Raw genomic sequence first — 8422 nt, forward strand, 5'->3', positions numbered from 1 at the left:
AGACTAGGCAGAGCCTAGTATTTCGGTGTACCCATGAAAAAGTGCGATTCTTCCTATTTTCTATACAAACGTGCGTTCGTTTCTATATGTTTCCTACATACTTTTCCAAACAAATAATCTATGCAGATTTATCCTCAACAGCAGCACTTTTTTTGATATTGGAACAAATCATTAGTTACATTATTTCTCGTTGAACATTTGAATTCCCAAATTTTTTAGATGTTTTTGAGACCTACAAACATATGTAAAGTTTGATAATATATGCGTCAAAACTTAAAATTTAGAGTTAAGACGCATATAAGGAGGGGCAGATTTGCTAAAGCGATTTTTTAAAAATAATAAACATGAAAAAAATAATGAGAAATGGAGAGGTGGAAACTCTAATGGTCGTCCTAAGTTAAGCATCAATGAGTCGAAGTTACTGCATTTAAAAGATGCTGGGAAAAGCAATCGAGAAATTGCACGAATATTTGGCGTTTCGGAAGCTACCATTCGGAGAAGATTGAAAGAGAATAAAAGTGAATTGTAGCCATAGTAGCTGTATATATTTTGTATATACCTTTCCTCATTTCATTGATATCATGAAAAAGCTAGGCCCTGCCTAGCCCACCCGATCCTTGCACGTTGTAAAAACTTATACTTTTTGGGGTGCTTTTTCTAAAAGCCCTCTAATTCTTTTATATTGTTTTCCTGTCTCTTCAAACTCTTCCCTAAAAACTTCTGTTACTAAGATACGTGCAATTGGTTTTCCGACAATAACAATATCACCTGGTTGGATGTTTAAATCACGTAAATATTTAGGGATATGCCACGTGTACTTTTTAGGATGTAGTTTCAATACTTCACTTTTTTTACTTTTGATATGAAATCCTGAAAGTGTGTTATTTTTCATCATATATAATCTCCTTTTTTAAAAATTTAAAAGTAACAATTCCCTTTTATTACCTAAAAATAATCATAACAAACTAGAGGTATGGTTTTCACCATTCCTCATTTGGTTAGAAATCTCGTAACTTAGCCAATATTCGCTCACGTTCTTGTGCAAAATAGGCTTTCTTTTCTTCTGTTAATTCTTCTTGCTCATGACGAGTCGCAAACCATGCTGGAACTACTTCTACTTTTCTAGTTTTCTTTTTTTCTGACCCTGTAGATGCATTCGAAACCGTTAAATCATTGATTTTGTTGCGAATAATGGCACTTAGTAAAGCTAAACGGTTGGTTTTAACGTATTGATCGCTCGCTGAAATGGCTGCATCTAATGATTGATACATGATTGTTTCTAATTGGCTTTGAGACAGCCCTAGCTTGTCCTCTGCTTTAATTTTTTTCAATGACCCATAGATAACACCTGCAAAGGCTTTAAAGCCCTCTAAAGAGCCTGTACGGGCTTGATAAAGGTCTTTCAAACGATTGTAAAGATTATTTTTCTTATCAGATGCCTGCTTAGTAGACGTCTTTATATCTTTTAATGTTTTAATTTGGTTATTATAGTTAAGAGTCGAATTTGAGCCATTCAGCGTTGATACGACAGTGTTTTGAGCCAAATCCTGATGTTTAATTTGATGTTTACTTAGATGTTTAAAATCTTCTTTTAAGATGGCAATTTCATAAGCAGTTAGACGGTAAATACCACTTAAAATACTTTCAAAGTTAACATGCTGCACATCCAAAATGACACGACAACCACTATTCGTCTTTCCTGATTTGTTTCTAGAAAGGATAAATAGCTTAGATTGCTCCATATACTTAAAAGCTGTTGAGATTGTATTTAATCCTACCTCTAATTTGTTACTCAAATGCTCTCGGCTTACTTTGATAATGCCGTTGTATGTAAGATCATAAATCAATTTTTCTAGCACTCTATGTACTTTCCCACCAGGATAAATTCCTTGGGTTGCTAGTACTTCTTCTAATTGCTGCAGGCGTTCTTCTTTGAGTTGCCGATCTCCATTTCGATTGCCGTATGTAATAAATGTTTGGACTGCTTGGTTTGGTGTAGTTTTTAGTTTATTTTTCATGGTAGATACTCCTTTTTGAAGCAAAAAAGCGTTTTGCATCGTTTTTCTTAACGATGCAAAACGCTTTAGATTAAGGAGTAATCTTTAATGACCATCAATAAACTGTTGAAATGTCTTCTAATTCATACTAGAATGACGTATATAGATATTATCTATATTTAACAGTTAAAAACAGTCATTTCACGATAAGCTGCATCGTAGTGTTGGTACGATAAGGCGATTAATAAAGTGTTGGTAGCACTTTATTAGTCACTGTGAAATGGCTTTTTTACGTTCGATTTAGTTATTCTTACCATACGCTAAAGTTAGCAACTTGTAAATATATTCTATAACTATTAGTTTCTATTAGTTTATTGAATAGAGCCATGACGCTTGAAAAATTCTAGTAATGCAACCTCGACTAACTGCGATTTTTTTATATTTAACTCATCTGCCACACGATCTACTTCTGCCACTAATTCTTCTGAAATGTAATACGTTTTATTTTTTCTACTTCTCGTATTTAATTTTGCAATCTCATTAAAAATTGGTAACTGTTCATGCGTATCCTCTTGCTGAATGCGCTCTTGAATCATTTTTTTTAACACATGAAACTCGTTTTCTGACAAGCCAATGGCGTTCAAAATCTCTAGATTTTGCTGACTATTAGTTTCTATTAGCTCATTATTAGGAGTGATGACGGCTACCTCTTTATTAGTCTCTATTAGTTCTTTATTAGTTTTTATTAGATCTTTATTAACTTTTATTAGTTTTCTATTCACTTTAGGAGTTTGCCTTAGTGATACTGCTTTTAACTGTGCCAATGCTTCATTAAAAGTCATATCTTTATCCGGAAAATTGGCGTCACGTTGCCATTCATGTTGCGATTTATTATAGAAGTATCCTAAAGAATTAAATACTTCTCGTATGGTTGTATCACGTGTATTTAAAAACTTTCTAAGCTCTTTTAGCGATCTTTTACTCGCAATAAGCTCCGAAACGTTGTTGTCTTTTGTCAGCTCCCACATACTATTCACTCTCCTAATAGTTTCTAATATATTAGTTTATATTAGTTAACTAATAATACTATTACTTTTCTCCAGGTAACGGTACAAATGCTGCCCATTTTCGGAGAAAAAAAGAGTGGAGCGTTTTTATACAATTTTCTCACTTTCAATAAGTTCGAAGAACGAAGGTACTTTTCTAAATTGTTTTGTTTTAACAACCCTAATGATCATTAACGAAATTTCCTGTTCCAAATCCATCCTATTTTGAAAACTGGTCTGATGTAAAACTGATTTAATTTTAGGCTGCAACATATCTAGAACCTCCTGTTGGAATGCCGTACTTCTTAATTCACTTAATTCATTTTTTGGCATCAACATCACCTCGATTTTTTTGAGTACTCCTGCCTAATTTTTTGAAAAGCCTGGTTTTTAGCTTTATTGACAGCTTGTTTTGAAATACCTAGTTTTTTTGAAATTTCTTCTTCCGTTAGATTATCTACAAAAATGGAATGCAATATATATTTCTTTTTTGGTCCTAAATTCGAAACAATATTATATAGTTGCTTGTCCTCGAAAATTACTTCCAAATGAGTGAAGTCAGAATGTATCCACTCAGAATCATCATCAATACTTTCATCAGGAATTAAATCAATAAATTTGTTCTCACCGTTATTAATGTAATTATCTAACGTTAACTGATTAACTCTATTATTATGACGGATTTTTTTGTCATACCTTTGAGATTCAAAATACAAAACACGAGAAAAATAACTAAGTAATTGAATTTTTCTAACGTGGATTTTGAATAGTCTTTCAATAGTGTCCCTCGTATAGGGGGCAGGATCCTCTAAATAGCATTTATAAAGTTTGCTTACTCTTTCATCTTCTAAAAAAGATTTTAATAGACGATTTTGAACCAAAGAAAATCAACTCCAATACAAAAGGAACATATGTTCTATTTTAAAGCAAAAAAAGGGGATTGAAATCCATAATTGTGTTCATTTTTGTAAAAATAACTGAACATCCTTTGTATTATTACAGCTTCGGTTAATAAACCTAACGATTTATCGAATTTTCAAACAATAAGTAGGAACGCGACAATCGGAAACCCTGTATTACTAATTAAACCTATTAATAATTCACATTCTCTCATTGAAACTCCCCCTTTCTTTAATAAAGGGAATCAATGGATATTTCTACAGCCATTCAAACGCAAAAAAAAGATTGTAATTCTATTTTTCTGCCGAACTACCAAAGACTTGGATTCGAACCCAAACTGTAATCCGCAGTATTTGTTGACTGGTGTTAATAAGCGTATTTTGGAAGTCATCCCAAATACGCTTATATTTTTCTAGTCACTAATAATCATTACCAGCCCATTTATTCACCCCATGGCTGTTCACCATATCTTTTTAACATTACTACTTCACCATCATTTTTTTTCAAGCGATTATAAACATACTTAATTTTGTATTCGTTGTATTTTTCTAATTCGATTTTATCGTAAAAATTCTTGGATAAAGACAACTCACGTTCATCAATTAAAAGATAGTATTCACCGTTTTTTTCTATAATATTTTGTTCTTCGATTTTAACTGTTTTTTCAATTAGAACCTCACTAAGAGTATAAAAACCTGTTGCAAATATTCCTACAAATAAGATTAATAAACATAATACAAACCATTTACTTTTACTCAAGACCCATCACCTCAGACTATATTTTTTAATACTATTTTTCAAAGTTCCTGTCTTTAATACGAAACAATATACATTAAAGTTTCAAAAGATTCTGTCCTTTATTGCTGAGTCATTTTAAAAAAGAGGTAAATATCACCACTTCTTTTCATTTCGTTTTATTTCTTATATTCCTCTGTTGGAACACTATATTAACAATTACTACCCTTTCAACGCAATAAATAATATACAAAAAAAGACCCCTACTCCAAAAGGAAAGGGCTCTTTTTTGTTCAAAAAATCGTAATGTTGTTATCAAAATATGAATTTGTAAATCGTAATGTAATGAATGTTTTTTATTTTTTTAAGCTTTTAAACTTAATTTTAAAATTCGTAACCATCTAAAACATTACTGCCTTTGTAATACACCATATTCGACGGAACCATGTAGTATCCACCGCCGACACCACTTGACTCAAATCGGCCAGCTTTAATACCGCCTTCGGTTACATAATAACCTACATAATCGCCCGTATTTGGACTACCACTAGTCAAAATTCGGTCTCCACATCCACATGTAAACATACTCCCGATTTTAAACACAGAATTGATATAGTTACCATTCATATCGCGAACACCAACAAGCTTAGGGCTTCTCATTTTGTGTTTGCCATATATAGCACAAGGTCCATTCGCCATTTTCTTCTCTCCTTTGATTTATTTTTTGTAACGTTACATCATTTAAAGGGGACTTTTCAAAAAAATATACAACCATATCTTTGAATATTTTTGTTTTATTTTCCTTAATTATCTATAATTAGGTTAATAAGGGGGTTGTGTGTATATGAAGAGATTGATTTTATTAATGTTAACAGCCATTTTTATTCTCAGCCTAAGTGCCTGTCAAGAGAATGAAAAAGTGAACGAAGAGGATGTAAAGGCTTTCTTGAAAGAGTATAAAAGCATTACTCACAACGCAGATGGGGAAAAAGATATTTTAATTACCTTAGAAGAAGTAAAACCTTATTTAAACGATGAATGGTACAAATTGAACGAGAGGGACAGAAGAGTTAATTTTCCTAACACCTACGCTTATGCAAGTAAAAACAAAGTCCAATTAAATGATGTCAGAATCGAATCATTAGACGAAAATACTGACGAGGAAGGTTATAAAGTCAAATACACTCTATTATTAACCATCGGAGAGAATAATGAAGAAGTAGATAAAGGGGGAAACATGGTAATTATAAAAGGGGGGGCTAAAGGATTCACTATTACCTACGATTGGGAATCAATGATTATATTTGATAAATTTCAATTCCGATAAATAAAAACAGGTGCAATATCCTTTGTTGTACTCAAAAGCGAATGAATAGAGTTACCATTTCATTCGCTTTTTCCGCTAACTATTTAAATAAACAGACCTTTTGGTTCTGTTAACCTTACATTTTTTAATGTTTTTATAGACATTTCATATAAATGTTGTCTTAAATCTTCTCTGTGTTCAGGTGTTGTCTGCAACAATCCATATTCAATAGTTGGTGTTATTTTTTCTACGATTTCTTTGATTTCGTTGTCGCTCAATGTTCTTTTTTCCTCCGTATGTAACAAAATAATTCACTCCATTTTATCTACTTATTATTTTTAAGTCCTACTAATTTATCAGATAGGTTATCAATTGCGTTTTTCAAACCTTCAATCTTAGCTTCAAATCTAACTAATAAATAAATAGTAATCGCCATCGGAAAACCAAAATTACCAATTAATTTAAATATTTCTGCTTCTAACATTCTTTAGCCACGACCTTTCTTAGTTTTTTTATAACTTTCCGATGAGTTTTTGAAACCGCCTGTTGTGTTATCCCTAATCTTTCAGCTAATACCACCTCAGTTAAATCTTTCACGTATAAACCATATATAATTTCTTGTTGCCTATCGGTCATTGATAAAATTTCGCTTGAGATTCTTGCATCAACAAATGCCTCTTCTAATTTTCTTTCTAACATTTCATTAAAATTACTTTCTGCTTTTTCATCTTTCAATATGTCAAAAAATGTTAGTTCGTCATCAAATTTAGCGTCGAAAGATAATTGTTTTGCATTTCTTTTCCGGATCTTCGAATCGAACCTTTTAGCTTCAAAAACTACCACTTTTCTCAAGTATTTCAATGCTATCAGTTGTTTCTCATACTTTATGTATGATTCATTCAAACGTTTTTTATTTGTTTCGTTCGGGTCTAAAAGATATTCTAAGTATATTTTTTTAAAGTCTTCGTCTTCATGTAACTTTCTTTGAAATCTTTCGCTTATAAAAACATCTTCATTAATCACCAAAACACCTCGCATTACTCTCTTTTTTAGAACATATGTTCTTTTTGAGACAAAAAATTATTCCTCGCCATCATAAAGCATCTCCCGATACAATGCCTATTAGTCTAAGGGAAGTTTATATGTTTTTTTACAACCTTTTTACAACTTTTTTTACAACCAATGGATTTTTTCTTATTTTTCCCTTTATTCATAAGTAATAAATCAAAAAATTCGATTTAATTAGTAATACTATACAATTGCTCCAGCTGATTGTGCATCTACTGCATGATTATTAGCAAGATCTAATACCTGAAATAGAGTTTGATATAATACATTACTTCCTTTAACTGCCCAACTATAAGTCACTTCAGAAAATTCATTACTTTTTTACCCAAAAAATGAATCATTATTGTTAAGTTAAGAGCATAAGGGAAAACTGATATCACTGATTTGATTGTTACTCTAAATAGAACAAATATTTAGAGAAAATTAAATCGCCAGAGGTCAAAAATCGGTTCCGATTTTATGCCTATTAAGCATACCGAATTTTTGAAGGTGCGTAGATGGGCACTCTGAAATTTAATGGCCAATATTCAAGCTGCCCTTACAATGAAATTCCATCCCTTTTTCAACCGATCTATCATTTCGTTCTCCATATAGTTCTACTTTGTTATGTATATCATTTTAAGCCCCTCTATATACCGTTCCACCCCAAGTGCGAAGCGCTTTTCACGCAGCTAAGATAACTCTTAGTAATTCGATTCAAAAAAGTAAACTAGTTTAAACTAATTTACTTTTTCTAATAAATTGCATGGATTTATCATATTTGCCGCAAACATGGGGTTCTGTCAGATTTACACGGATTTACAACGTTAAGAAATATACACGATTTTATGCAAAGTGAAGAACAAACCAAACAAGTAAAAATACTGCTACATCAACCGTTTACGCCACCTGTATAAAAAGATGTATAAACAATCTTCATAAGAAAAGCCACGAAACGTTGATTTAACAACATTCGTGGCTTTTTATTGTATTTCCAAACTTACATTTGGGAACGTTTTTTTATTTTAATATTCATTTATATTCAGTTGAATTTAATTGCTATTCAGAATCAACATACCTGTCGGGTACGTTTTCCCATGTACTGCACTTTCTACGTACCTCTCTCTTAAATCGTCTAAAAAGTTCTCTTTCATCAAAAGTTGCTCCTGGAATAACGCTATTTACTGAATCTCTTAATGACCTTCTCATTTCTGAACTCAAGTGATCAATAATTTCTTCAATATTAACTTTTGCCATATGTATCACCTCATATTTCCATTTTTAATTTTTCATATGAATTTCGACATATTATTTCAAATTCCTTTGTTCAAATGCCTAGAATAGGCCGTACTGAAAGAGCATAAGGAAAATTTGCTATCACTTGTGGTGTT

General features: G+C 31.8%; 13 protein-coding genes. 2 read left to right on the forward strand and 11 right to left on the reverse strand.

Features of this window, described 5'->3' with window-relative positions:
• Positions 1 to 313: 313 nt before the first annotated feature.
• On the forward strand, positions 314 to 529 hold the full coding sequence (locus MHI22_RS23270) for a helix-turn-helix transcriptional regulator (RefSeq protein WP_340812742.1): 216 nt from the start codon (positions 314 to 316) through the stop codon (positions 527 to 529).
• Between the two features lie 105 nt (positions 530 to 634).
• On the opposite strand, the gene MHI22_RS23275 is transcribed toward MHI22_RS23270, so the two are convergent.
• The 7 genes from MHI22_RS23275 to MHI22_RS23305 form a co-directional block, all read right to left on the reverse strand.
• Complete coding sequence (locus MHI22_RS23275) at positions 635 to 892, reverse strand: DUF5839 family protein (RefSeq protein ID WP_340812743.1); 258 nt, start codon at positions 890 to 892, stop codon at positions 635 to 637.
• Between the two features lie 106 nt (positions 893 to 998).
• A complete protein-coding gene (locus MHI22_RS23280; protein WP_340812744.1) occupies positions 999 to 2018 on the reverse strand; it encodes a hypothetical protein in 1020 nt (339 codons plus the stop codon).
• Positions 2019 to 2368: 350 nt separating this feature from the next.
• Positions 2369 to 3025, reverse strand: coding sequence for a hypothetical protein (locus MHI22_RS23285; RefSeq protein ID WP_340812745.1), 657 nt, complete (start codon positions 3023 to 3025; stop codon positions 2369 to 2371).
• Between the two features lie 126 nt (positions 3026 to 3151).
• On the reverse strand, positions 3152 to 3376 hold the full coding sequence (locus tag MHI22_RS23290) for a hypothetical protein (protein WP_340812746.1): 225 nt from the start codon (positions 3374 to 3376) through the stop codon (positions 3152 to 3154).
• 5 nt (positions 3377 to 3381) lie between these two features.
• A complete protein-coding gene (locus tag MHI22_RS23295; protein WP_340812747.1) occupies positions 3382 to 3924 on the reverse strand; it encodes a sigma factor-like helix-turn-helix DNA-binding protein in 543 nt (180 codons plus the stop codon).
• A 460-nt stretch (positions 3925 to 4384) separates the two neighbouring features.
• On the reverse strand, positions 4385 to 4702 hold the full coding sequence (locus MHI22_RS23300; protein ID WP_340812748.1) for a hypothetical protein: 318 nt from the start codon (positions 4700 to 4702) through the stop codon (positions 4385 to 4387).
• 360 nt (positions 4703 to 5062) lie between these two features.
• Positions 5063 to 5377, reverse strand: a complete 315-nt coding sequence (locus MHI22_RS23305) for a hypothetical protein (RefSeq protein WP_340812749.1) — start codon at positions 5375 to 5377, stop codon at positions 5063 to 5065.
• Between the two features lie 145 nt (positions 5378 to 5522).
• On the opposite strand from MHI22_RS23305, the gene MHI22_RS23310 reads away from it, so the two are divergent.
• Positions 5523 to 6005 carry a hypothetical protein gene (locus tag MHI22_RS23310; RefSeq protein WP_340812750.1) on the forward strand — a complete coding sequence of 161 codons (483 nt, stop codon included), beginning with the start codon at positions 5523 to 5525 and terminating at the stop codon, positions 6003 to 6005.
• A gap of 83 nt (positions 6006 to 6088) precedes the next feature.
• Here the strand turns inward: MHI22_RS23310 and MHI22_RS23315 are convergent, their stop codons facing one another.
• From MHI22_RS23315 to MHI22_RS23330, 4 genes are all read right to left on the reverse strand, one after another.
• Positions 6089 to 6289, reverse strand: a complete 201-nt coding sequence (locus MHI22_RS23315) for a hypothetical protein (protein WP_340812751.1) — start codon at positions 6287 to 6289, stop codon at positions 6089 to 6091.
• A 20-nt stretch (positions 6290 to 6309) separates the two neighbouring features.
• Positions 6310 to 6468: a YvrJ family protein gene (locus tag MHI22_RS23320; RefSeq protein WP_340812752.1), complete on the reverse strand. Its 159-nt coding sequence runs from the start codon at positions 6466 to 6468 to the stop codon at positions 6310 to 6312.
• Positions 6462 to 7007, reverse strand: coding sequence for a sigma factor-like helix-turn-helix DNA-binding protein (locus MHI22_RS23325; RefSeq protein WP_340812753.1), 546 nt, complete (start codon positions 7005 to 7007; stop codon positions 6462 to 6464). The genes MHI22_RS23320 and MHI22_RS23325 overlap by 7 nt, the downstream gene beginning before the upstream one ends.
• Positions 7008 to 8090: 1083 nt before the next feature.
• Entirely contained in the window at positions 8091 to 8288 is a 198-nt protein-coding gene (locus MHI22_RS23330; protein ID WP_340812754.1) for a hypothetical protein, read from the reverse strand.
• Positions 8289 to 8422: the final 134 nt, after the last annotated feature.

Origin of the sequence: Lysinibacillus sp. FSL L8-0312 (assembly GCF_038003285.1) — a bacterium.
GTDB classification, from domain to species: Bacteria; Bacillota; Bacilli; order Bacillales_A; family Planococcaceae; genus Lysinibacillus; species Lysinibacillus fusiformis_D.

What these genes read in the sequence shown, in the direction of transcription:
- MHI22_RS23275 (WP_340812743.1), bottom strand. Translation starts at nt 892, where the DNA reads ATGAAAAATAACACACTTTCAGGATTTCATATCAAAAGTAAAAAAAGT.
- MHI22_RS23280 (WP_340812744.1), bottom strand. Translation starts at nt 2,018, where the DNA reads ATGAAAAATAAACTAAAAACTACACCAAACCAAGCAGTCCAAACATTT.
- MHI22_RS23285 (WP_340812745.1), bottom strand. Translation starts at nt 3,025, where the DNA reads ATGTGGGAGCTGACAAAAGACAACAACGTTTCGGAGCTTATTGCGAGT.
- MHI22_RS23290 (WP_340812746.1), bottom strand. Translation starts at nt 3,376, where the DNA reads ATGCCAAAAAATGAATTAAGTGAATTAAGAAGTACGGCATTCCAACAG.
- MHI22_RS23305 (WP_340812749.1), bottom strand. Translation starts at nt 5,377, where the DNA reads ATGGCGAATGGACCTTGTGCTATATATGGCAAACACAAAATGAGAAGC.
- MHI22_RS23310 (WP_340812750.1), top strand. Translation starts at nt 5,523, where the DNA reads ATGAAGAGATTGATTTTATTAATGTTAACAGCCATTTTTATTCTCAGC.
- MHI22_RS23320 (WP_340812752.1), bottom strand. Translation starts at nt 6,468, where the DNA reads ATGTTAGAAGCAGAAATATTTAAATTAATTGGTAATTTTGGTTTTCCG.
- MHI22_RS23330 (WP_340812754.1), bottom strand. Translation starts at nt 8,288, where the DNA reads ATGGCAAAAGTTAATATTGAAGAAATTATTGATCACTTGAGTTCAGAA.